This is a genomic window from Acidovorax sp. BLS4 (assembly GCF_032929295.1).
GTDB lineage: Bacteria > Pseudomonadota > Gammaproteobacteria > Burkholderiales > Burkholderiaceae_C > Paracidovorax.
This window is the reverse complement of sequence record NZ_CP136797.1, coordinates 335,574-358,728: the sequence shown is the minus strand read 5'-3', so window position 1 is coordinate 358,728 and position 23,155 is coordinate 335,574. Positions and strand designations below refer to the sequence as shown.

Sequence of the window (23,155 nt, the reverse complement as noted above, 5' to 3'; positions counted from 1 at the left end):
GGCCGGCAGACTGGCGCCTTCGTGATTTCCAAGGCACGCCATGCAGCCCTTTCGCATCCTCGTCATCGGTGCCGGCCACACCGGCACCCCGCTGTTGCAGCAATTGCTGGCAGCGCCGTTCGTCTCCGTGCTCGGGGTGGCGGACCTGAACCTCTCCCTGCCCAGCATCGAGCTGGCGCGCAGCCACGGCGTGCCCGTGACCTCCGATTTCATGGGATTGCTGGCGGCGCACGGCAGCGCCGCGGACATCGTGATCGATGTGACGGGCCAGCCGGCGGTGCGTGACGCGCTGCGCCGGCACATGGTGGACACGGGCAACCAGCAGACGGTCATCCTGCACGAGACCATCGCGCTTTTGCTGATGTCGCTGTCGGCCGGCCAGCGCATCGAAAGCCGCCACGGCGAACTGGCCTACGCCTGAGCACCCGGTTCGCTCCGTCCGTCACCATCGCAAGCAATTGCTATTATTTTCATAGCGATATGCCGGGAGAAATCATGCCCTGGAGGCCGTTTTCGTGCTGAGTCTGCGCACCCGGCCCCACGGCACCACGCCGACCGAAGAGGGCGCGCCCCTGCCTCCGTGCCACACCTGCGCCGGCCGCTCGCACTGCCTGCTCGGCCGGGCCCCGCGCGAGGTGCAGATGGCGGGCCGCGTGGTGGAGCGGCGCTTTCGCAAGGGCGAAACGCTGGTGCGCCAAGGCCAGTCCGCGCCGGTGCTGCAGATCCTCAAGGTCGGTACGGTGCTGCTGCACCGCCGGGGCGCCGAAGGCATCGACCGGCCCGTGGGCCTGGCGGGCTGCGGCCATGCCCTGGGCACGACGGCGCTGTTCGCGGCGCCTGCGGAGCTGTCGGGCACGGCCCTGGGCGAGGGCCGGCTGTGCGAAGTGTCTGCAGAAGCGCTGCGCTCGGTCCACCACGGCGCCGCGGCACTGAGCTGGCTGGAGGCGCTGTCGCGCGAGAACGCGCGGGCGCAGGCACAGCTTGCGGACTGGTCGGGGCTGCTGCGCATGCGCGGGGCCACGGCGCGCCTGGCAAGCGCCCTGCTGTTGCTGGCCGATCTGCAGCGCAGCACGCTGGTGCGGCTGCCCACGCAGGCGATGCTGGCCGCGCTGCTGGCCACCACGCGCGAGACGGTGGCCCGGGGGCTCGCGCACATCGCCCAGACGGGCGGTCTGGTCCGGCATGACCGCTGGCACTGCGCCATCGTGCGGCCCCGCCTCGCGGCCCTGGCCCGCGGCATGGCAGAACCGGTGTCCGGCCCGGTGGCCAGTGCTGCCTGGTGCGCAGCGGCGGTGGTGAAGCACGCCGATGCGGCAGCGCCGCCGCCTCAGCCCTCGTTCAGCAGGGCCCGCACATCGGCGGCCAGCGCTTGCGCACCGCTGCCGTAGCGGTTGTACACGCGCAGGCGGCCGGCGGGGTCGTACACGTAGCTGCCGGCCGAGTGGTCCATGGTGTAGCTGGTGGGCGTCTTGCCGTCGACCTTCTTGTAGTAGATCTTGAAGTCCTTGGCCACGGCGGCCAGTTGCTCGGGGCTGCCACGCAGCGCGAGGAAGGTGGGGTCGAAGTTGGCCATGTAGGCCTTGAGCACCTCGGGCGTGTCGCGCTCCGGGTCCACTGTGACGAAGATGCCCTGGAGCCGGTCGCCGTCCGCGCCCAGCGAGCGCTTGACCTCCGCCAGTTCCACCATGGACGTGGGGCACACGTCGGGGCACTGGGTGTAGCCGAAGAACACCACCACGACCTTGCCCGCGAAGTCCTTGAGGTGGCGCGGCTGGCCGTTGTGGTCGGGCAGGGGCAGGTCCTTGGCGTAGTCGGCGCCGGTGATGTCCACGCCCTTGAACTCCGGGCCCTTCTTGGAGCACGCCGCCAACAGGCCACCAGCGCTGACCAGCAAAGCGCTGGCAGCGATTCTTTTAAGAGCAATGCGTTTGTTCATGGCGATCACAGCACGTAGTGGTCCACCAGCAGCGCGGCGAACAGCAGGCTCAGGTGGATGAGGGAAAAGCGGAAGGTCTCGCGGGCGAGCGCATCCGAGTAGCGGCGCCACAGCCGAAAGCCATAGGCGCAAAAGCCCAGGCTGAGCACCACGGCGGCGGCCAGGTAGATCCAGGAACTCATGCCGTACACGAAGGGCATGAGGCAGCCCGCGAAGAGGATCAGCGTGTACAGGAACACCTGCAGTCGCGTGAACTCGTTGCCGTGCGTGACGGGCAGCATGGGCAGGCCCGACTTGCGGTAGTCCTCCACGCGGTACAGCGCCAGGGCCCAGAAATGCGGCGGCGTCCACAGGAAGATGATGAGGAACAGGATGAGCGCCTCGGGCGCCACGTCGCCCGTCATGGCCGACCAGCCCAGCACCGGCGGCATGGCGCCCGAGGCGCCGCCGATCACGATGTTCTGCGGCGTGAGCGGCTTGAGGATCACCGTGTACACCACCGCGTAGCCGACGAAGGTGGCGAAGGTGAGCCACATGGTGAGCGGGTTGACCCACCGGTAGAGCACCAATGAACCCGCCGCGCACAGCGCCGCCGAGAACAGCAGCGTCTGCGTGTTGGACAGCTCGCCCTTGGCGGTGGGCCGCCAGGCGGTGCGTTTCATCTTCGCGTCGATGCCCTGCTCCACGATGCAGTTGAATGCCGCGGCGGCACCCGCCACGAGCCAGATGCCCGCACAGGCCACGGCCATGTGCGCCCACTGCGCGCCGCTGGGCATGCCGGGCACGGCCAGCACCATGCCGATGAAGGCGCAGAAAACGATCAGTTGGACCACGCGCGGCTTGGTCAGCGCATAGAACTGCGCCGCGCGCGACGGCATGCTGGCGATCGGAGGGGAGGTGGCGGGAGCAGCGCTCATGCGGAGATTCTCGTTGCGCCGGTGGGCGCGGTTGTCGTTGCGCTGACGGTCGCCGCCAGGGGGCGGGCGGCGCCCACGGCGCGGCTTGCGGCCAGGGCCCAGGTGAGGACCACGACCAGGGCCGCGGCGCCGCCGGTGTGCAGCACGGCAGCCACGAGGGGCCAGTCCAGCACCACGTTGGACAGGCCGGTGGCGAACTGCATCAGCGCCAGGCCCGCGATCCAGCGCGCCTGGGCCGGCAGCAGCGCGGCACGGTGCAGGCGCCAGGCCAGCAGCCCGAGGGCCAGCAGCACGGCGTAGGCCGCCAGCCGGTGCGCATAGTGGATGGCCGTGAGGCCCGCGAAGGTGATGTGGCTGCCGTCCTGCAGCAGGCCCAGCGGCCGCCAGATCTCGAAGCCCTGGCCGAAGGCCATGTCGGGCCACCAGCTGCCCTGGCATGTGGGGAACGTGGTGCAGGCCAGCACCGCATAGTTGGTGCTCACCCAGCCGCCGAGCACGATCTGCACCGCCAGCAGCACGGTGGTCGCCAACAGCAGGCGGTGCAGGCCGCGGCCCAGCGCCACGGGCGGGACGCCGCGCGCGGCGTGCGTCTCGCGCACCGCCTGCACGCACAGCAGCGCCAGCAGCACCAACCCGCCGATCAGGTGCAGCGTCACGATGGCGGGAAAGAGCTTCATGGTCACCGTGAGCGCACCGAATGCGCCCTGCAGGCACACCCACACCAGCGTCGCCGTGGGCCACCAGGGGCTCAGGGCGGGCGGCAGGCCCTGGCGCCTGGCCGCGCGAGACCGCTGCCACCATGCGCCGACGGTGAGCACGATGATGAGCATGCCCACGCCGCTGGCCAGATAGCGGTGGATCATCTCCACCCAGGCCTTGCCGTGCGTGACCGGCCCGGTGGGCATGGCCTGCTGGGCGGCGGAGATTTCGGCATGCGCGCCCAGCGGGCTGGCGTTGCCGTAGCAGCCCGGCCAGTCGGGGCAGCCCAGGCCCGAATCGGTGAGCCGGGTGAAGGCGCCGAACAGCACCAGATCGAAGGTGAGGAACAGGGTCAGCACGGTGAGCGCCTGCAGGCGCCGCACTCGCGAGGTGCCGCGGTTGCGCAGCCACACCCAGGCCAGCGGCCCGAGCGCGATCACCGCGCCCAGCAGCACCATGCGGGCGAGCGGGGCCAGGTCGTACAGCGGCTGGGCGTCCTGCATCATGGCGCTCCGGTGCGGCCGGGCTGGTCCCACGAGGCCGAGGCGCGCATCAGCCGCTCCAGGTCGCGCTTGGCCTTGGCGGCCCCGGCGGCGTCCAGGCCCGCCGGAAAACGCATCATCCAGTGGCCCATGGGATCGACGACGTAGAGATGGTCTTCGATCGCATGGCCGGTGGCGGGCGCGAGCCACGCGGACAGCGCCTGCGCATCCACCCGCAGCACCTGGGCCTTTTGCAGGCCCGGCTGGATCTCGGGCGGCGGCGCGGCGCCATCGGTCACCAGCCAGACCCAGTCGATGCGGTCCTTGTCTTTGCCCAGGCTTTCGCGCAGCTGCCGCTGCAGGTACAGATGGTTCTGGCAGGCGGTGCCGCAGGCGCCGGGCGCCACGCTCACGAGCAGCCACTGGCCCTGCAGCTGGTCGAGCCGACCGGGAGCGCCATCGAGAGCGATGGTCGCCATGCCCGCCGGCATCGCGCGCTGGGGGGCGATGAGTTCGCCGAAATTGCGCCGCCCTTCGGGCCGCAGCACGTAGTAGGTGAAGTAAGAAGCCACCACGGGCGCCGCGCACACCAGCAGGATGCCCAGCATCTTCCAGCGCCCCTGGCGGGACTGCTGCACGGCCGCCATGGCCCCGCCCGCGGGCGGCAGGCTGTGCACCGTGAGGCCCAGCGGGTGGGCGCCCTGGGGCGCGTCAGGCGGCAGGCTGGCGGCGTGGGCGAAGGAAGCGTCGGACGATTTGGAACCAGACATAGAGGATTGCCACCAGGCCGCAAAGCCCGAACCATTGGACGGCGTAGCCGTAGTGTTTTTCGACCCCGGCGTCGATGACGGGCCAGTCGCGCAGCAACCCGTCGCTCGCGCCCCCCGTCTGCAGCACGGTGAGTGGCGCCAGGGCCAGGCCGGTCTCGCCGCGATAGGCTGCCAGGTCGAGATTTTGCCGGATGCGGGAAGACCCCTCGGCGCTGCCGGTGGCGCCAACTTCGTACAGCCGCGATGGCGCCGCCGCGATGCGGCCTTCCACCTCGGTGTCGCCCGCCGGCGTGGGGATCTGGGGCAACTGGGTGCGGTCCTGGAAATTGCGCGGCACCCAGCCGCGCTGCACCAGCACGCTGGTGGCGCTGTCCTGCAATTGCAGCGGCGTGAGCACGAAGAACCCCGGCCGGCCCTGCATCTGCCGGTTGTCCAGGAAAACGGTGTGGGCGGACAGCCAGCGGCCGCGCAGCACGATGCGGCGGTGCACCAGCGGGTCGTCCGGCCCCGTGGCCGCAGGCAGCGCCGCGAGCGTGGCGCCCTCCAATGGTGGCCGGGCCGAACGCGCGTCGATGGCGGCTTGCAAGGCTTCCTTCTGCGCCGCGCGGGACAGCTGCCAGCGCCCGAGCGACGCGGTCGCGGCCATGGCCACCACGGCGGCCAGGCTGATCAGCCAAAATTGCAGGCCAAGCCGGCGTCTTGCAGATGTCACGGGATAATGCGCTCCATGAAATACGTGGTGGTGCTGGCCTTCCTGGCCATTCTGGCGAGCCTCGGTTCCGCGCTGTTCTTCATGATGCGCAACGGCCGCAACGACAAAGCCCGCAGCGGCCGCATGGCCCGCGCGCTCGCCGTCCGCGTGGGGCTGTCGATTCTGCTCTTCCTGTGCCTGCTGGCCGCCTGGAAGCTGGGCTACATCCAGCCCACCGGACTGCCGGCCACGCGCTGAGCGCCACTCGGTCTGCCCGGCATGGCCCACGGGCCGCGGCGGGCACCGGAGCACCGCCGCAAAAAAAGCGCCCTGCGGCGCTTTTTTCGTCGGGCCGCCGAGGGGCCTGGATTACAGCCAATAGACCAGCACGTACAGGCCCAGCCACACCACGTCCACGAAGTGCCAGTACCAGGCGGCGCCCTCGAAGCCGAAGTGCTTTTCCGGCGTGAAGTGGCCCTTTTGCAGGCGCAGCGTGATGAACAGCAGCATCAGCATGCCCACGAACACGTGAAAGCCGTGAAAGCCCGTCAGCATGAAGAAGGTGGAGCCGAAGACCCCGGAGCTGAGCTTGAGGTTCAGGTCGGTGTACAGGTGGTAGTACTCGTAGCCCTGCACGCACAGGAAGACGATGCCCAGCAGCACGGTGGCCCACATGAAGGCGATGGTCTTGCCGCGGTGGTTTTCGCGCAGCGCATGGTGCGCGATGGTCAGCGTGACGCCGGAGGTCAGCAGCAGCGCCGTGTTGATCGTGGGCAGCCAGAACGGGCCGACCGTCTGGAAGGGCTCCACGATGCCGGCGGGCGATGCGGTCATGCCCGCCGCCATGCTGGGCCACACGGCCTTGAAATCGGGCCACAGCAGCGCGTTGTCCAGGCTGCCCAGGGCCGGCACCGAATGGGAGCGCGCCCACCACAGGGCGGTGAAGAAGGCGCCGAAGAACATCACCTCCGAGAAGATGAACCAGCTCATGCTCCAGCGGTAGGACAGATCGATCTTGTGCCCGTACAGGCCGCCTTCGCTCTCGCGCACGGCATCGCGGAACCACTGGTACAGCACGAACAGCCACCACACCATGCCCAGGGCGAGCGAATACTTGCCCCAGTCGTGGCCGTTGACCCACTGGCCCGCGCCCAGGATCACGAAGAACAGGCCGGCCGCCGCCATCACCGGATGGCGCGATTCGGCGGGCACGTAGTAGTACGGGGTCGTGCCGGGGGTAGATGCACTCATGTCAGCTCCTGAATCTCAAATCGTTGTTATCCGTCGGGCTGCGGCCGTCCATCAGACGACCCAGTTGACCAGCGCGATCAGCCCGACCACCAGCAGCAGCGCCGCGGCCAGGCCGACGGCGATGATGTGGATGGGGTTCAGCCGCTCCACGTCCTGCTGGTATTCCGAGCCCTTGCGCAGGCCGATGAACGACCACGCCACCGCCCGCACGGTGCGCAGCAGCGAGCCCTTGCGGCGCGCCGGCGATTCGCCGGGGGTGCGCGGGCTCACGATCCGGCCCCCTGCGGCACCACGCCGGCGGGCAGCGCGGCAGTGGGCTCGGTGGGCGCGGGCGGCGTCTTGCCGCCCACCTCGAAGAAGGTATAGGACAGGGTGATGGTGGTCACGTCCTTGGACAGGCGCGGGTCGATCACGAACGCCACGGGCCATTGCTTTTTTTCGCCCGGCTCCAGCACGTACTGGTTGAAGCAGAAGCACTCGAGCTTGTTGAAGTGCGCGGCCGCCTGCCGCGGTGCGTAGCTCGGGATGGCCTGCGCGGCCATGCGGCGGTTCTGCACGTTCTGGAACTCGTACATCACCGTGGCCAGCTCGCCCGGGTGCACCTGCAGCGAGCGCTGCGCGGGCTTGAAGTCCCACGGGCCGCGCGCGTTCGCATCGAACTCCACGGTGATGGTACGGCTCTTGTCCACCTGCGTGTTCGCGGGCACCTTCACATCGCGGCCCGCCACCCCGTTGCCCGGCACCTGCCGCTCGGACAGCGACAGGATGTTGATGCCGGTCATCTCGCAGATGTGCTTGTAGATGGGAATGAGCACGTAGCCGAAGGCGAACATGCCGACCGAGATCACGGCCAGCTTGCCCACCATCTTGGCGTTTTCGGTGCGGAACATGCCCATGGCGCGTCCAGGCTTTCAGCGGGCCAGCCAGGCCATCTTGACCATGAAGCCGACGAAGAAGGCCACGGCCACCGAGGCCAGGATCAGCGCCATGCGCCGGTTGGACTTCTTTTGCTCGGGGGTCATTGCCAGGCCCTCCTCAGCCGATCACGCGGGTGGCCGAGGCGTCCAGCTTCGGAGGCGTCTCGTACGTGTGGAAAGGCGCCGGCGAAGGCACTTCCCATTCGAGGCCCTCGGCCCCTTCCCACGGGCGCTGCGGCGCCACTTCGCCCTTGCCGCGCATCGCGGGCACCACGATGAACAGGAAGAAGTACACCTGCATCAGGCCGAAGCCGAACGCGCCGATGGAGGCCAGCATGTTGAAGTCGGCGAACTGCATGGGGTAGTCGGCATAGCGGCGCGGCATGCCGGCCAGGCCCAGGAAGTGCATGGGGAAGAACGTCACGTTGAACGTGATGAGCGAGCCCCAGAAGTGGATGCGGCCCCGGGTTTCGCTGTACATCACGCCGGTCCACTTCGGCGCCCAGTAGTAGTACGCGGCGAACATGGAGAACAGCGAGCCGGCCACCAGCACGTAGTGGAAGTGGGCCACCACGTAGTAGGTGTCCTGCAGCTGGATGTCGATGGGGGCCATCGACAGAATCAGCCCGGTGAAGCCGCCCATGGTGAACACGAAGATGAAGCCCACGGCGAACAGCATCGGGGTCTCGAACGTCATGGAGCCGCGCCACATGGTGGCGATCCAGTTGAAGATCTTCACGGCCGTGGGCACCGAGATCAGCATGGTGGCGTACATGAAGAACAGCTGGCCGGTCACGGGCATGCCGGTCGTGAACATGTGGTGGGCCCACACGATGAACGACAGGATGGCGATGGACGAGGTGGCATACACCATGGAGGCATAGCCGAACAGCCGCTTGCGCGAGAACGCCGGCACGATCTGGCTGATGATGCCGAAGGCCGGCAGGATCATGATGTACACCTCGGGGTGGCCGAAGAACCAGAAGATGTGCTGGTACATCACCGGGTCGCCGCCGCCGGCGGGGTTGAAGAAGCTGGTGCCGAAGTGGCGGTCGGTCAGCGTCATGGTGATGGCGCCGGCCAGCACGGGCATCACGGCGATCAGCAGGTAGGCAGTGATGAGCCAGGTCCAGGCGAACATGGGCATCTTCATCAGCGTCATGCCGGGTGCGCGCATGTTCAGGATGGTCACGATGATGTTGATCGATCCCATGATGGACGAGGCCCCCAGGATGTGCATCGCGAAGATGCCGGCATCCATCGACGGGCCCATCTGCAGCGTGAGCGGCGCATACAGCGTCCAGCCCGCCGCCGGCGCGCCGCCAGGCATGAGGAACGAGGTCACCAGCATGATGGCCGCCGGGATCATCAGCCAGAAGCTGAAGTTGTTCATGCGCGCGAAGGCCATGTCGGATGCGCCGATCTGCAGCGGGATCATCCAGTTCGCGAAGCCCACGAACGCCGGCATGATGGCGCCGAACACCATGATCAGGCCATGCATGGTGGTGAGCTGGTTGAACAGCTCGGGGTTCACCAGCTGCAGGCCGGGCTTGAACAGCTCGGCGCGGATCAGCAGCGCCAGGATGCCGCCCACCATCAGCATGGTGAACGAGAACAGCAGGTACAGCGTACCGATGTCCTTGTGGTTGGTCGCGAACACCCAGCGCCGCCAGCCCGTCGGGCCGTGATGGTGGTGATCGCCGTGGCTGTCGTGTGCGTGGCCGCCCGCGTGACCGTGGTTGTCGAGAACTGCGCTCATCTTGGATTCCTCAGTGCGTTGGGGCGTGGGTGGCTATTTGCCACGCTGGGCCAGGATCTCGGACGGCTGCACGATCTGCCCCGTCTTGTTGGACCAGGCGTTCTTGGTGTAGCTCACCACGGCCGCCAGATCGGTGTCGCTCAACTGCGCCCAGGAGGGCATTGCGCCGTTGGCGGCGCCCTTGAGCACGATGTGGATCTGCTGGGTGTGGTCGTCGCTCTTGACGATGGCGGAGCCGTCCAGCGGCTTGATGGGGCCCGCGCCCTTGCCGTTGGCCTGGTGGCAGGCCGCGCAGTTGGCGGCGTAGACCTTCTCGCCGCGCGGCAGGATGTCCTGCAGCGTCCACACCTTGCTCGGGTCGTCCAGCTTGGCCGCGGCCTTCTTCTTCTCGCCCGCCACCCACTGGGTGTAGTCGGCAGCGGAGACGACCTTCACGTGGATGGGCATGTAGGCGTGCTCCTTGCCGCACAGCTCGGCGCACTGGCCGTAGTAGTCGCCCACCTTGTCGGCGCGGAACCAGGTGTCGCGCACGAAGCCGGGGATCGCATCCTGCTTGATGCCGAAGGCCGGCACCATGAACGAGTGGATCACGTCGTTGGCGGTGGTGATCACGCGCACCTTCTTGCCCACGGGCACCACCAGGGGGTTGTCCACCTTGAGCAGGTAGTCGGCCGGCGCGTTGCTCACGTTGCCGCTGTCGGACATGCGGCGGTGGCTGCTGTCGAGCGTGGAGATGTAGGCCAGGCCCTGGCCTTCGCCGGTGATGTAGTCGTAGCCCCACTTCCACTGGTAGCCGGTGACCTTGATGGTCAGGTCGGCGTTGGTGGTGTCCTTTTGCGCCACGAGCACCTTGGTGGCGGGCAGCGCCATGAGGATCACGATGATGAAGGGCACGATGGTCCAGATAACCTCGACGGTCACGGACTCATGAAAATTGGCCGGCTTGACGCCGCGCGACTTGCGGTGCTTCCAGATCGAATAGAACATCACCGCGAACACGGCGATGAAGATCACCGTGCAGATGATGAGCATCATCCAGTGCAGGAACTGCTGCTCCTCGGCGATGCGGGTGACCGGAGGCGCCAGATTCAATTGGTTGACGGCCGGGCCACCGGGAAGATCCTGCACGGCGTGGGCTGCGGTGCCCACCCATGCACCCGCCATCAGCAGCAAAGAAGCCAGCTTGTTGGAAATGCTCTTCATAGTTCTCACTTCTAAGCCTCAATTAACCAATCCCTGGGCGCCCCCGCGTGGGGTCGGGGCGGCGCACAAAGCCATGCGAATTCCAACATCCAGACCGTGCCCGGGCCTTGGGGCGCAATGCCCGAGCCCTTCAGCGCGGCTGGGTTCCACATGAACCCGGTTTCATCGATGCGGAGCACCGGCGGTGCTTCGCTTTTTGTCTCCTGACCTTCAAGGCCCGCGCGGGTTGGCGCGTGCCCTGCACCGTGCAGCATGCCGTTCCCGTGGCCCGATTGCAAGGCCCGCGGCGACATCCGCCGCACAGCCCCGTACAAACCATGAGAAGGTTGGAAGGTTTCGCGCCGACCGCAGAGCCTGCCACCGACAGGCGGCCTCCCGGCGGGGCCGCAGGGATCGCACCGCGCAGCAGAAGTTCCGGAACAGCACCGCCAAGAATTGTAGCCTGCTGTTGCGACGGATCATGGGGGCTCTGCCCCCGGGAAAACACCCTCAGGCGCCCGGCTTTCTCGCCCCCTGCAGCATGGCGCGCATGTCCTGCAGCGACACGGCGCTGCTCTCGCTCACCCGCAACCGTGGCGCCGGCTTGAAGGCGTGGCCATAGACGATCTCGAAGGTCAGCGCCAGCTGGCCGCCCTCGTTCGGGTCGGCCAGGCGGTCGGCCAGCGCCTGTTCCAGGCGCTCGCGCCAGCGCCGCCCGCGCAGCGCGGGAAAGCGCGCCGGGTGCAGGTTGCAGCCCAGTTCGCGCAACTCCTGCAGCAGCCGGGCCGGGGTGGCGAAGGTCAGCCGGATGCGTTCCATGTCCATCACCGGTTCGGCGAACCCGGCCTGCACCAGCATGTCGCCCCAGTCGTGCATGTCCGTCATGGCATGGCCGGCGGGCGGCCAGCCCAGTTCGGCGTAGACGGCATGCAGTTCGCGCACGGTGTCGGGGCCCAGGCAGGAGAACATGAGATAGCCGTCCACGGCGAGTGCCCGGTGCCACTGGCCGATCAGCCGCTGCGGGTCGGCGGCCGTGTGCAGCGCCATGTTGGACCACACCATGTTGACGCTGCCGTCCGCCGGCAGGCCGAACTTCGGAGCACGCCCACCCCAGCGCGAAGGGCTCCACCATGCCGCGCCCAATGCCTGCTCGGCCACCGGCTGGCGGCGCACCGCGGTTTCCGCCACCTGGCAGGCGGCCTGGGGGTAACGCTGGCGCACCAGGGCATGGGCCTGCAGGCCACCGCGCACCGGATCCCAGTCACACCAGGCGGCCGGGGCCTGGCGGATCCACTGGAGCCGGTCGTCCATGCGCCGGGCCACCTCCTCGTGCAGCCAGGGGGAGCTGGCGGGGGCGGCGGCATGCCAGCGGGCCGCGGCGGGCGGGTCGATGGTGGGGGGAAGGTGCTCTGGCATCGTGGGGGAACGGGGTCGCGGCGAGTATATTGAGTCGATGCTCCACAGGCAGCTTGCAGGGATATCGCACTGGCTGGGCGCGGCCCTGGGTGCCGTGCCCAGCCAATGCGCCGTCTGCCATGCCTGGCCCGCGCGGCGCGTCTGCGATGCCTGCGCCACCCGCTTCGCACAGCCGCAGCCGCGCTGCGCGACCTGCGCCCTGCCCGTGCCGGCGGGCGTGGCGCGCTGCGGGCGCTGCCTTACCGACCCGCCGCCGCTGGACGCCTGCCTTGCCGCGGTGGACTACGGCTACCCCTGGGCGCAGGCGCTGGCCGATTTCAAGTTCCGGGCCGACCCCGGCTGGGCGCCGTCGCTGGCCACCCTGCTTCGCAGCACGCCCTGGGTGGAACCGGCCGTGGAAGCGGCCGACTGCCTGCTGCCCATTCCCCTGTCGCGCGAGCGGATGAAAGAGCGCGGCTTCAACCAGGCCGCGCTGCTGGCGCGTGCCTTGTCGCCGGCGAAGGCGGATGCCGCCAGCCTGCTGCGCACCCGCGCCACCGAGGCGCAGAGCGGCTTGCCGCGCAAGGACCGGCTGCGCAACCTGCGCGGCGCGTTCGCGCTGGAGCCCGCGCGCGCCGCGCGCATCGCGGGCCGCCGGGTGGTTCTGGTGGACGACGTGATGACCACAGGCGCCACGCTGCACGCGGCGGCGCGGGTGCTGCGCGAGGCCGGCGCCGCGCACATCACCGCGGTGGTGGTCGCCCGCACCGATAGTCCCTGACCCGGGCCGATCACCGGGCCTGGATACGTTTGTTTACGAGCTTTCGCGCCGGGTGCGGCGCAGATGCCGACAATAGACGCCATGTTTCATATCGTTCTTGTCGAACCCGAGATCCCGCCCAACACGGGCAACGTGATCCGGCTGGCCGCCAACACCGCGTGCCGGCTGCACCTGATCGAACCCTTGGGTTTTTCCATGGAAGACCGCCTGATGAAGCGCGCGGGCCTCGACTACCACGAGTACACCGAGGTGCAGCGCCACGCGGGATGGACCGCCTTCCTGCGCGATGCCGAGCCGGACGCCACCCGCATGTTCGCCATGACCACGCACGCCACGCTCACGGTGTACGAGACCAGCTTTCGCGCCGGCGACTGGCTGGTGTTCGGCGCCGAGACGCGCGGCCTGCCGCCCGAGCTGCGCGAATCATTCCCGCCCGCCCAGCAGCTGCGGCTGCCGATGGTGCCGGGGCAGCGCAGCCTGAACCTGTCGAACGCCGTGGCGGTCACGGTGTACGAAGCCTGGCGGCAAAACAGCTTTCTCTGATGCGCCAAGGCCCTGGCCCGGCCCTCAGGCCTGCGGGGCGCGCGGGGCCGCGTTTTGGTCCAGGACGCCAGGGGCCTGCAGCGCCTCCTCCACGGACTGGCGCGTGCGGGCGCTCAGAAAATCCAGGAAGGCCCGCGTGCGTGCGGGCATGAACTTGCGGCTCGGAAAGGCCGCGTACAGCGTGAAGCGCCCCGCCGTCCAGGGCGCCAGCACCCGCACCAGTTGCCCGCTTCGCAGGTAGGGTGCGGCCAGATCGACCGGTAGCGAGGTCAGCCCCGCGCCATCCAGCGCAGCACGCAGCAGGGTCTCGATGTGGTTGGTCACGCAGACCGGCTGCACCTCGATGTCGATGGCCCGGTGGCCCAGCAGGGGATCGAACAGGCGCATCACCCCCGGTTTGGTGTCGCTGCGCCGGCGCAGCAGGCACTGGTGCCGGGCCAGGTCCTGCGGCACCTGCGGCATGCCGTGGTCCCGCAGGTAGGCGGGCGAGGCGCACACCACGCTGTCGGACCGCACGATGGGCCGGGTGATCACGTTGGCGCCGAAGACCGCGTCGTCGCTCAGCAGCGTGATGTCGAAATCACCGATGGGCGGCTCCAGCGAGGAATCCACATGGATGTCCAGCACCACCCGGGGATGCGCCCGGTGAAAGCCCTCCACCAGCGGCGCGAGGATGTGGACCGCGAGCACCGGCGGCGCGTGCAGCCGCAGCACGCCGGCGATCTCCGAGGTGTGGGCCTGGGCCGCGGCGAAGGCCTCCTCCACGTCGGCCAGGATGGTGCGCACGCGGGCCAGGTAGGCCTCGCCGGCATCGGTGAGCGAGACCCGGCGCGTGGTCCGCTGCAGCAGCCGGGTGCCGATGTGGCTCTCCAGGTCGGCAACCAGCCGGGTGACCGCCGCGGCCGACAGGTCCATCGCGCGCGCGGCCGCGGCGAAGCCGCCTTCGTCCACCACGGACTGGAACACGCGCATCGTCAGCAATCTATCCATTGCAGGAATGACGGCGTTTCAAGGGCCGCGATTATTTCAATTTCGTTAATTATTCATTGCCGAGAGTGCTGTTTTTCAAAGGGTTAACCCTGCGTACAGTTCAACCCATCGATGAGAAAGCCTGAAGGCGGACCCACCGAGGCAGGACAAGACCGGCCCCCGACAAGACCAGCCTTGCCCGGAAACACCAACCAATGAAGGACACCATCATGAACAACTACCGCACTCTCGCCACCGCTGCCGCCATCGCCCTGAGCGCCTTCGCCGCCCACGCCGGGGTGGAAGGCGACGGCTCCGACTATCCCGCCCCTGTCGCCGCCTCCAGCGCACTGACCCGTGAAGCCGTCGTGGCCGACCTGGTGGCCGCCCGCCAGAACGGCACCCTGCCCCGCGCCGGCGACTGGTACGACGTGCCCGCGCCCCTGGCCGTTTCCGGCAACGCCACGGTCATCACCCGCAAGGAAGTGCAGGCGCAAACCGTGGCGGCCGCGAAGTCGCGCAACACGGTCAGCGGCGACCACTGATCTGATCGCACGGCGGCCCGGCCGGTTGCGGCCGGCCCAGCCCCTCCTCCAAAAAAGGCCCGCAGGTTCGCCCTGCGGGCCTTTTTCATGGGGCGCCTTCAGGGCGCGGCGCCGTAATTGCGCGCCAGGGACTCGGCCACGCACGCGGGCTTGTCGGACCCTTCGCGCTCGATGGTGACCAGCCAGGTCATCTGGATGCCGTCCGGCGCGGCGGGCTCGCAGGCCTGCAGCGTGAGCCGCGCGCGCAGGCGGCTGCCCACGGGCACGGGCGAGGTGAAGCGCACGCGGTTGAGCCCGTAGTTCACGCCCATCCGCGCGCCGGCGATGGCGAACGCCGATTCGAAGAACCGCGGAATCAGCGACAGCGTGAGAAACCCGTGGGCGATCGGCGCGCCGAACGGGCCCTGGGCCGCGCGCTCGGGATCGACATGGATCCACTGGTGGTCGCCCGTGGCCTCGGCGAACTGGTCGATCTGCGCCTGGGTGATGGTGATCCAGTCGGTCACCGCCACCTCGCTGCCCACGCAGGCGGCCACTTCGGAATACGTCTGGAAGGTTTTCATGCGCGCACTTTAGGCCGGGGCGGGCCGTGCGCGTTGTCGGGCGCGCGACAGCCGCGCGCGCCGGCCTACTGGTCCAGCCAGTCGCAGATGCCCTGCCACTGCTCCAGGTCGCGCGCCACGCGGCTGGCCGAGACGTCGAAGACCGACAGGCCCTGCGCGGCCAGATGGATGTAGTTCTGCGTGTCGCGCAGCCGGCCCAGCACCGGCAGGCCCAGGCTTTCGACGAACTCGCCCAGCTTGTCGGCCGCGATGGTGCGGGCATCGACCCGCATGCCGACGATGCCGATCTGCACGTTCGCCGCATGGCGGCTTTCGGCCAGCTCGTCCAGGAAGCCCCGGATGGCGAAGATGTCGAACACACTGGCCTGCAGCGGCACGATCACCTTGTCGGCCAGCTGGAGCACCGACTTGAGCTGTGCGCCGTGCAGGCCCGCGGGCGTGTCCAGCACCGCGTGGGTGGCCTCCTTGGGCGGTCGGCCGATGGCGTCGGGCTGCACCGGCCAGTCGCCGATGGGCCGCACGGCCGGGGACCGCAGCCCGCGCCACAGCCGGGACGACTGCTGCGGGTCGGCGTCGCCCAGCACCACGGCGTGGCCCTGGCTGGCGAAATAGCCGGCGATGTTGGTGGCGAGCGTGGATTTGCCCACGCCGCCCTTGGGATTGGCCACTGCGATCACTGGCATGCACGCCTCCTGGGTGTCAAAAGTTGGGTTGGCGGGGGCGATGGTAGCGCCGCCCGGGGCCAGACTGGGGAGTATGAGTCAAAAACCCCTCCAGCGCATATTCCACTAGGGCATATTGCTATATTTTTAATAGCAACCGAATTCAGCCGTGCTGGGCCCCGCGCTTGACGAAGAAGAGCCCCGTGCCCACGGCCATCAGCAGGCCGCCGAACACGCGGTTCTGCGCGCGCACCGCGCGGGCGTTGCGCAGCAGGCGGCGCAGCGCGCTGGCGCCCGCGGCATAGCCGTGCATGACGGCCATGTCCACCGCCACCATGGTGGCCGCCATGGCGAGCAGTTGCGTCCACAGCGGGCGCGTGTCGGTCATGAACTGGGGCAGCACGGCCACCATGAAGATGATGCCCTTGGGGTTGGTCGCGTTGGTCAGAAAGCCCGTGAGGCAGCGCTTTTGCCACGGGCCGGCCGGCGCGGCCTCCCCACCCGGCAGGGACGACGCATCGCCCGAGCGCCATTGGGCGATGCCGATGTAGATGAGGTAGCACGCGCCCAGGATCTTCACCGCGCTGAACGCCGTCTCGGAGGCCAGCAGCAGCGAGCCCACGCCCGCCCCGGCGATCACCAGGATCAGCAGCAGCCCCAGTTGCAGCCCCAGGATGGTGGCGCCCGTCTTTCGCACGCCGTAGGTGAGGCCGTGGCTCATGGACAGCACGGCGCCGGAGCCCGGCGAGATCGCGATGAGGCAAGCCGCCGCCAAAAATGCCAGCCAGGTGTGCAGGTCCATGGGTCCGCCGGAAAAGAAAGGAAAGAAGATGAAAGGATCGGGAGCCGCCGATCTTACCGATGCAAAATTGCCGAGGTCCCCTTCACCGCCTCTTTCTCCACCCCCTCTCCATGGCCCACGCACCCACCTGGCTCACCTACGGCTTCCTCTACCTGGGCGCGGCCGTGCTCGCCGTGCCCATCGCGCGGGCGCTGGGGCTGGGGGCGATCATCGGCTACCTGGCGGCCGGCATCGCCATCGGCCCCTGGGGCCTGGGCCTGGTGAGCAACGTGCAGGACATCCTGCATTTCGCCGAGTTCGGCGTGGTGCTGATGCTGTTCCTCGTCGGCCTGGAGCTGCAGCCCAGCCGGCTGTGGAGCCTGCGGCGCCCGATCTTCGGGCTGGGCAGCGCGCAGGTGCTGGGGTGCGCGGCGCTGCTGTGGCTGGCGGCGTGGGCCTGCGGCCTGCCGTGGCGCGTGGGGCTGGTGGGTGCGCTGGGACTGGCGCTGTCGTCCACGGCCATCGCGCTGCAGTCGCTGGGCGAGCGCAACCTGATGCGCACCGACAGCGGGCAGAAGGCGTTCTCGATCCTGCTGTTCCAGGACGTGGCGGCCATTCCCATTCTGGCGCTGCTGCCGCTGCTGGGTGCGGCCGCCGCGGCCGACGCGGCACCCCATGCCACGCCCGACCTGCTGCTGGAAGCGGCCAAGATCGTGGGCGTGGTGGGCGGCATCGTCCTGGGCGGACGGCTGCTGCTGCGCCCGGTGCTGCGCTGGATCGCCAAGAGCAGGACGCCGGAGATCTTCACCGCCGCCTCGCTGCTGCTGGTGGTGGGCATCGCCTGGCTGATGGTCATCGTGGGCCTGTCGATGGCGCTGGGCGCCTTCCTCGCCGGCGTGCTGCTGGCCGACAGCGAATACCGGCGCGAGCTGGAGGCCGATATCGAGCCCTTCAAGGGCCTGCTGCTCGGGCTCTTTTTCATGGCCGTGGGCATGTCCATCGACTTCGGCGTGCTGATGCGCTCGCCCGGGTTGATGGCCCTGGTGCTGCTCGGCTTTCTGGTCATCAAGGGCGTGGTGATCTACGCGCTGGCGCGCGTGACCGGCACGCCGTACCAGGAGCGGCCCGTGATGACGCTGCTGCTGGCGCAGGGCGGCGAGTTCGCGTTCGTCGTGTTCCAGGCGGCATCGACGGCGGGCGCGCTGCCGGCCGAAACCGCGTCGCTGCTGATCGGCGCCGTGGCGCTGTCGATGCTGCTGTCGCCGCTGCTGCTGGTGCTGCTGGACCGCGTGCTGCTGCGCCGCTATGCGCGGCTCAAGACCGATGTGCCGGCCGCGGCCGAGATCTCCGAGCCGCAGGAGGCGCCGGTCATCATCGCGGGCTTCGGGCGCTACGGGCAGATCGTCGCGCGCACCATGCTGCTGCAAGCCGTGCCGACCACCGTGCTGGACCACAGCGTGGAGATGCTCGAGGTGGCCCACACCTTCGGCTACCGCGTGTTCTACGGCGACGCCACGCGGCTGGAGCTCCTGCGCATCGCAGGGGCCGCGCAGGCCCGCATCCTGGTCATCGCGGTGGACGACACGGGCCAGTCCGTCAAGATCGCCGCACTGGCGCGCGCTCACTTTCCGCAGCTGAAAATCGTGGCCCGCGCCCGCAACATGAGCCACTGGAACGCGCTGCGCGATCTGGGCGTGGAGCACGTCGAGCGCGAGTTGTTCGAGTCGAGCCTGAAGACCGCCCGCACGGTGCTGGAACTCATGGGCCTGCCGGCGCAAGAGGCCCAGCGCGTGGCGGACCGGTTTCGCCAACACAACATCGACCTGGCCAACCGCATGTACCCGCACCACAAGAACCAGGAGAAGTTCATCGCCGTGGCGCGGCAAGGCCGCCAGCAACTGGTGGAACAGATGGCCAAGGAGCGGCAGGAAGCCGCATCCGCCGCGGCGGATGCGGGCCCCCCTGCGGACGCCGCAGGCCATGCCCCGCCCGCGCAGCGTACCGGCCTGCCACCGGGCAGCGCCTGACTTTTTCGACCGGCTCCGCGGCCCGGGCCGCGGCCGCCGGCCATCCCCCAAGACCCGTTTGCGAAAGGACACCCGACCCCATGCGCCGTTTCGAACTGATCGAAGGAAACTCCAGCAAATTCTGGGAGATCGAGCCCTCCGGCTCCGACCTCAACATCCGGTGGGGCCGCATCGGCACGGCCGGCCAGAGCCAGACCAAATCGTTCGCCGACGCCGCGAAGGCCTCGGCGGCGCTGACCAAGCTGGTCACCGAGAAAACGAACAAGGGCTACAGCGAAGTCGGCGTGGCCCCGGGCGCTGCCATCGGTGCCTCGCCAGCGCCCGCCAAGGCGCCCGCGCCCCAGGCCGCTTCCAGGCAGGCGGCCACGGATGGTGCCGGGCGCTCCGCCACCGCCAGCGCTTCTGCATCGGCTCCCGTCCCGGCGGAAAGCCTGGATGCGCAGTGCGATCGCGTCTTCACCGCCTTCTGCACGCAATTGGCCGAGGGTGCGGTGAAGGTGGAAGACGTGTTCTCGGCCGCGGTGCTCAAGCGCCAGCACGGCGTGAGCGACCAGGGTGCCTCGATGGCGTTCGAGCGCCTGAAATCCGAAGGCCTGCTGACGGGCTGGGGCACGACCGCGCAGGTCGGCAAGCGCGCGACCGCCCTCGCCCAGGCCCTGCTCGCCGAAGCGGCGGCTGGGGCCGAGACCACCCCGCCGGCCGCAGCGCCCACCGATGCTCCGGCCGGTGACGGCGGGCCCGGCGCGGTGCCGCCCTGGCTGGCCCAGGGCGACCCCGTGCGCCTGCCGTCCCAGATGGAGCGCGAGGCCTATGCCTCGCGCCGTTTCCCCCAGGAAGCGAAAGCCGCCGCACTGCCCCAGGCATGGCAGCGCGTGCGCAGCCACTGCGATTTCCATTTCAACCTGCCAGCCACCGATGCGCCCCTGCGCGATCCGCTGCAGCGGACCATCGACCGCCTCGGCCGGCACACAGCCGAGGCCGACGCAGAGGCCGACACCTTACTGCTCGCGCTGGCCCTGGCCAGTTCGGGCTACTACGGCGAGAACGAACCGGCCGCCGCCATCGTGGACTACCTCGTGGCGCAGTACGGACTGCCGGGGGCCGTCGACATCCTCATGGCATCTCAGCGCCTGGAGACGACCAACGATTACGACTCGACCACCAAGAAGCGCCGCGCGCACCTGTCCACCACCGTGACCCGAGCGATGAGCAACGGATGGCGCGGGCCGTTGGGCCAGGGCGAGGAAGCCTTCCGCCGCCATCTCGCGGCCGCGCCACAGGCCGAGTGGGAAGCCTGTGCGGACCGCATCGAGGCCGACCTGCCCTCCCTGCACCCGAGCCGGCAGCCGGCGATGGCGCTGCTGCTGCCCGACCGGCCGGCCGTTTCCGACGCCTTGGCGCACCGGCTCGCCGCCGAGAAGGAGGTGCCCGACACCCTGCACTGGCTGATGCTCACGGCCACCGACCCCGCCGCGATTGCGCTGGCCGCGAAGACGCGGCTGGGCTACTCCGAGGGCTTCTGGGGCAACCGGCGCATGGTGGCGACGGCCGTGCGCGAACGCGGCACCGGCGCGGTGGCGGTGCTGGAACGCGGGGCCGCCGAGGAGGCCGCCGGGGAAGCGCTCGCCACCCTCGGCACCCCCGAGGCCGTGCATGCGCTGGCCAAGGCCGCCAGCAGCTCCAAGGGCGCGCTGGCGCGCCTGTCCCTGGCGGCGGACCGCTGGCCGCTCGCGGCGATCGCGGCCCTCTCGCGGCTGGTGGCCGCGGACGGAAAGGACGCGGGCCTGCTCACGCCCATGCTCTCGCGCCTGCTGCGTGCGCACGGTCAGAGCGTGCCGCTGCTGCGCCCCTGGCTGGATGCCGCCGCGCAGGCCGCCGTGGACCGGCAGCTGGCCCTCCTCACCGGCCCGGCCGAGGTGGCCGCCCGCGAAGAATTGCCGGCCGTGCTCGCCGATCCGCCCTGGCTTGCGAAGACCGCGCGCAAGACCGCGGCGGCGCTGGCGCTGGAGCTGCTGCCGCTGGCCCCCGTCGAGGAATGGGCGCCGGGCGAACGCGAAGAGGCGCAGCGTCTCAACTCGTGGCATCTCAACCGCTTTGCGAAAGCGGCGCAGGACGTGCTGGAGATGGTGGATCTGCTGGGCTTCGACACGAACAGGAAAAAGCAGCTCGCCCCCCTGGCCGAGGACGCCGCGCGCGCCATCCGGGCGGGAAACGCCGATGCACTCATCGCGGCATGGCGCGCCATGCTGGCCGAGCGCAAGCGCGAGCGCTACTACTGGTATTCCTTCGACTGCGTGGCCGCGGCCACGCTGCCTCCAGCGCTTGCCGTGCCGTTCTGGAATGCCGTGGCGGGCGAGGCCGAGGGCTACAGCGTGGGCCATGCGATCGCCAAGCTGGGCCTGCCCGCGCTGCCGGCGCTCACCGCCATGGTGCGCGCGAAGCCGGCCGAGAACCTGGCCTGGGCGATGCACTACGGTGCCGTGGAGATCGCCCCCACGGCCGCACGCGCGTTCGCCAAGCTCAAGACCGCGCGCGACACCGGCCGCGCCTGGCTGCTGAAATACCCCGAGCACGCGGCCTGCGCGCTCATCGCGCCGGCCCTGGGCAAAGCGGGCGAGGCGCGCGACTGCGCGGGCGCCGCCCTGCGGCTGCTGCATGCGCAAGGCCACGGGGCCCTCCTGATGGAGGTGGCCGGCCGCTACGGTGACGATGCGGTCCTGCAGGCGCTGCGCACCGTGCTCGACGAAAGCCCGCTGGACCGCTTCCCGACCAAGCGCGCCAAATTGCCCGAATTCTGGCAGCCGCGCGGCTGGCGCCGCCCGGTGCTGCAGGACGGCCCGGGCCGCGGCAAGGCGCTGCCCGACGAAGCGCTCGACGCGCTCGGCCAGATGCTGACCTTCCCCACGAGCGAGGAGGTTTATGCCGGCATCGCCGTGGCGCGCGAGGCCTGCACGCCCGATTCGCTGGCCGACTTCGCATGGGATGCGTTCGGCGCCTGGCTCGAAGCGGGTGGCCCATCGAAGGACGGCTGGGCGCTGACCGCGCTGGGCCTGCTGGGCACCGACGACTCCGCCCGCCGGCTCACGCCCTTCATCCGCGCCTGGCCCGGGGAGTCGGCCCATGCGCGCGCCGTCACGGGGCTGGACGTGCTCGCGCAGATCGGCACCGACGTCGCGCTGATGCTGCTCAACGGCATCGCACAGAAGATCAAGTTCAAGGGCCTGCAGGACAAGGCCCGCGAGAAGATCGCCGCCATCGCCGAGGCGCGGGGCCTGAGCCCCGAGGAACTGGAGGACCGCCTCGCGCCCGACCTGGGTCTGGACGCGCAGGGTACGCTGCGGCTCGACTTCGGTCCGAGGGCGTTCAAAGTGGGCTTCGACGAGACGCTCAAACCCTATGTGCGCGAGGTCTCGGGGGACGGCAGCGACGGCGCGCGCCTGCCGGACCTGCCCAAGCCGAAGAAGACCGACGACCCCGACCTCTCGGCACAGGCCGTGGAGCGCTTCAAGCTGCTCAAGAAGGATGCGCGCACCATCGCCAGCCAGCAATTGCTGCGCCTGGAGGTGGCCATGTGCGCGCGCCGGCGCTGGACGCCGGAGGTATTCCGCACCTTCCTCGCCGGCCACCCGCTCGTGCGCCACATCGTGCAGCGCCTGGTGTGGGGGGTGTACGAGGTGCCAGATGGCGGCAGCTACGGCGGCCGGCTCGCGGCCTGCTTTCGCGTGGCGGAAGACGGCAGCACCACCACGGCCGAGGACGACCCGTTCGATATCCCGGAGGGCGCGCAGGTGCGCATCGGCGTTCCGCATGCGCTGGAACTGTCGCCCGAGGACGCCGCAGCCTTCGGCCAGATCTTCGCGGACTACGAGCTGCTGCAGCCGTTCCCGCAGATCGGCCGCGACACCTACACGCTGACCGAGGCGGAGAAGGCCGACATCAAGCTATCGCGCTGGACCAAGGCCAAGGTGCCCACGGGCCGCGTGCTGGGCCTGGTCAACAAGGGCTGGCGCCGCGGGCAGGCGCAGGACGGCGGCGGCATCTGGTACTTCACCAAGCCGCTGGGGGCCGCCCATGTGATCGAGTTGCACCTGGACCCCGGCATCATCGTGGGCATGGTGGACGAGTACCCCGAGCAGGAACTGGGCGAGGTGCAGGTGGGCAAGCCTTCCGCGTGGGGCGAGTTGCAGAATGCCGAGCCCATCGGCCGTCTGGACGCCATCTCCGCCAGCGAGCTGATCCGCGACCTGGAGGGGCTTCGCGCCTGACCGGCCATCGCATGGCTGCC

The 23,155-nt window shown here is 69.5% G+C and carries 24 protein-coding genes; 8 read left to right on the top strand and 16 right to left on the bottom strand.

All coding sequences use genetic code 11. From position 1 onward, the window contains the following. Positions 1-40 precede the first annotated feature (40 nt). Both R1Z03_RS01705 and R1Z03_RS01700 read left to right on the top strand, forming a co-directional pair. Complete coding sequence (locus R1Z03_RS01705; protein ID WP_284405410.1) at positions 41-421, top strand: oxidoreductase; 381 nt, start codon at positions 41-43, stop codon at positions 419-421. Positions 422-515: 94 nt separating this feature from the next. Continuing rightward, the gene (locus tag R1Z03_RS01700) at positions 516-1,388 is read left to right on the top strand and encodes a Crp/Fnr family transcriptional regulator (RefSeq protein ID WP_317356297.1); all 873 of its coding nucleotides are present in this window, start codon (positions 516-518) and stop codon (positions 1,386-1,388) included. Here the strand turns inward: R1Z03_RS01700 and R1Z03_RS01695 are convergent. The 5 genes from R1Z03_RS01695 to R1Z03_RS01675 are packed head-to-tail and all read right to left on the bottom strand — an operon-like array spanning position 1,328 to position 5,516. Next, a complete protein-coding gene (locus tag R1Z03_RS01695) occupies positions 1,328-1,936 on the bottom strand; it encodes an SCO family protein (RefSeq protein ID WP_317356296.1) in 609 nt (202 codons plus the stop codon). The two genes, R1Z03_RS01700 and R1Z03_RS01695, sit on opposite strands and share 61 nt — an antisense overlap. A 5-nt stretch (positions 1,937-1,941) precedes the next feature. Continuing rightward, entirely contained in the window at positions 1,942-2,853 is a 912-nt protein-coding gene (cyoE, locus tag R1Z03_RS01690; protein ID WP_284408102.1) for a heme o synthase, read from the bottom strand. Beyond that, positions 2,850-4,055 carry a COX15/CtaA family protein gene (locus R1Z03_RS01685; protein WP_317360191.1) on the bottom strand — a complete coding sequence of 402 codons (1,206 nt, stop codon included), beginning with the start codon at positions 4,053-4,055 and terminating at the stop codon, positions 2,850-2,852. Before R1Z03_RS01685 ends, cyoE begins: the two co-directional genes overlap by 4 nt. Continuing rightward, entirely contained in the window at positions 4,055-4,804 is a 750-nt protein-coding gene (locus R1Z03_RS01680) for a hypothetical protein (protein ID WP_317356294.1), read from the bottom strand. The genes R1Z03_RS01685 and R1Z03_RS01680 overlap by 1 nt, the downstream gene beginning before the upstream one ends. Further along, positions 4,746-5,516, bottom strand: a complete 771-nt coding sequence (locus tag R1Z03_RS01675) for an SURF1 family protein (RefSeq protein WP_317356293.1) — start codon at positions 5,514-5,516, stop codon at positions 4,746-4,748. Before R1Z03_RS01675 ends, R1Z03_RS01680 begins: the two co-directional genes overlap by 59 nt. Before the next feature lie 15 nt (positions 5,517-5,531). On the opposite strand from R1Z03_RS01675, the gene R1Z03_RS01670 reads away from it, so the two are divergent. Continuing rightward, complete coding sequence (locus R1Z03_RS01670) at positions 5,532-5,753, top strand: twin transmembrane helix small protein (RefSeq protein WP_175537684.1); 222 nt, start codon at positions 5,532-5,534, stop codon at positions 5,751-5,753. Positions 5,754-5,864: 111 nt separating this feature from the next. Here R1Z03_RS01670 and R1Z03_RS01665 read toward each other — a convergent pair whose 3' ends face one another. From R1Z03_RS01665 to R1Z03_RS01635, 7 genes are all read right to left on the bottom strand, one after another. Beyond that, positions 5,865-6,746: a cytochrome c oxidase subunit 3 gene (locus R1Z03_RS01665; protein WP_272565029.1), complete on the bottom strand. Its 882-nt coding sequence runs from the start codon at positions 6,744-6,746 to the stop codon at positions 5,865-5,867. Positions 6,747-6,797: 51 nt separating this feature from the next. Continuing rightward, a complete protein-coding gene (locus R1Z03_RS01660; protein ID WP_284429362.1) occupies positions 6,798-7,016 on the bottom strand; it encodes a DUF2970 domain-containing protein in 219 nt (72 codons plus the stop codon). Further along, the gene (locus tag R1Z03_RS01655; RefSeq protein ID WP_372588226.1) at positions 7,013-7,636 is read right to left on the bottom strand and encodes a cytochrome c oxidase assembly protein; all 624 of its coding nucleotides are present in this window, start codon (positions 7,634-7,636) and stop codon (positions 7,013-7,015) included. Before R1Z03_RS01655 ends, R1Z03_RS01660 begins: the two co-directional genes overlap by 4 nt. A gap of 21 nt (positions 7,637-7,657) precedes the next feature. Continuing rightward, the gene (locus R1Z03_RS01650) at positions 7,658-7,768 is read right to left on the bottom strand and encodes a cytochrome oxidase small assembly protein (RefSeq protein WP_272549038.1); all 111 of its coding nucleotides are present in this window, start codon (positions 7,766-7,768) and stop codon (positions 7,658-7,660) included. A gap of 13 nt (positions 7,769-7,781) precedes the next feature. Beyond that, positions 7,782-9,422 carry a cytochrome c oxidase subunit I gene (ctaD, locus tag R1Z03_RS01645; RefSeq protein WP_272549039.1) on the bottom strand — a complete coding sequence of 547 codons (1,641 nt, stop codon included), beginning with the start codon at positions 9,420-9,422 and terminating at the stop codon, positions 7,782-7,784. Positions 9,423-9,455: 33 nt separating this feature from the next. Further along, on the bottom strand, positions 9,456-10,625 hold the full coding sequence (gene coxB / locus R1Z03_RS01640; RefSeq protein WP_272565032.1) for a cytochrome c oxidase subunit II: 1,170 nt from the start codon (positions 10,623-10,625) through the stop codon (positions 9,456-9,458). A gap of 489 nt (positions 10,626-11,114) precedes the next feature. After that, a complete protein-coding gene (locus R1Z03_RS01635; RefSeq protein ID WP_284429363.1) occupies positions 11,115-12,020 on the bottom strand; it encodes a methyltransferase domain-containing protein in 906 nt (301 codons plus the stop codon). A gap of 37 nt (positions 12,021-12,057) precedes the next feature. On the opposite strand from R1Z03_RS01635, the gene R1Z03_RS01630 reads away from it, so the two are divergent. Both R1Z03_RS01630 and trmL read left to right on the top strand, forming a co-directional pair. Next, a complete protein-coding gene (locus R1Z03_RS01630) occupies positions 12,058-12,780 on the top strand; it encodes a ComF family protein (RefSeq protein ID WP_284408096.1) in 723 nt (240 codons plus the stop codon). Between the two features lie 81 nt (positions 12,781-12,861). After that, positions 12,862-13,323: a tRNA (uridine(34)/cytosine(34)/5-carboxymethylaminomethyluridine(34)-2'-O)-methyltransferase TrmL gene (trmL, locus tag R1Z03_RS01625; protein WP_272565035.1), complete on the top strand. Its 462-nt coding sequence runs from the start codon at positions 12,862-12,864 to the stop codon at positions 13,321-13,323. A gap of 24 nt (positions 13,324-13,347) precedes the next feature. Here trmL and R1Z03_RS01620 read toward each other — a convergent pair whose 3' ends face one another. Continuing rightward, positions 13,348-14,313 carry a LysR family transcriptional regulator gene (locus tag R1Z03_RS01620; protein ID WP_317356291.1) on the bottom strand — a complete coding sequence of 322 codons (966 nt, stop codon included), beginning with the start codon at positions 14,311-14,313 and terminating at the stop codon, positions 13,348-13,350. Between the two features lie 194 nt (positions 14,314-14,507). Here R1Z03_RS01620 and R1Z03_RS01615 point away from each other — a divergent pair, with 194 nt between their 5' ends. Continuing rightward, entirely contained in the window at positions 14,508-14,837 is a 330-nt protein-coding gene (locus R1Z03_RS01615) for a DUF4148 domain-containing protein (RefSeq protein WP_317356290.1), read from the top strand. A 98-nt stretch (positions 14,838-14,935) separates the two neighbouring features. Here the strand turns inward: R1Z03_RS01615 and R1Z03_RS01610 are convergent, their stop codons facing one another. The 3 genes from R1Z03_RS01610 to R1Z03_RS01600 all read right to left on the bottom strand — a co-directional run bounded on the left by R1Z03_RS01610 (position 14,936) and on the right by R1Z03_RS01600 (position 16,864). Continuing rightward, positions 14,936-15,400 (bottom strand): MaoC family dehydratase, encoded by a 465-nt coding sequence (locus R1Z03_RS01610; protein ID WP_284393360.1) that lies wholly within the window; start codon positions 15,398-15,400, stop codon positions 14,936-14,938. A 65-nt stretch (positions 15,401-15,465) separates the two neighbouring features. Then, complete coding sequence (locus R1Z03_RS01605) at positions 15,466-16,083, bottom strand: ParA family protein (protein WP_317356288.1); 618 nt, start codon at positions 16,081-16,083, stop codon at positions 15,466-15,468. A 142-nt stretch (positions 16,084-16,225) separates the two neighbouring features. Next, a complete protein-coding gene (locus R1Z03_RS01600; RefSeq protein WP_284393355.1) occupies positions 16,226-16,864 on the bottom strand; it encodes a LysE family transporter in 639 nt (212 codons plus the stop codon). A gap of 110 nt (positions 16,865-16,974) precedes the next feature. Between R1Z03_RS01600 and kefC the strand changes: the two genes are divergently transcribed. Together kefC and R1Z03_RS01590 are read left to right on the top strand one after the other, a co-directional pair. Next, entirely contained in the window at positions 16,975-18,870 is a 1,896-nt protein-coding gene (gene kefC, locus R1Z03_RS01595; protein ID WP_317356287.1) for a glutathione-regulated potassium-efflux system protein KefC, read from the top strand. Positions 18,871-18,950: 80 nt separating this feature from the next. Continuing rightward, positions 18,951-23,135, top strand: coding sequence for a DUF4132 domain-containing protein (locus tag R1Z03_RS01590; RefSeq protein ID WP_317356284.1), 4,185 nt, complete (start codon positions 18,951-18,953; stop codon positions 23,133-23,135). The last annotated feature ends 20 nt before the right edge of the window (positions 23,136-23,155 follow it).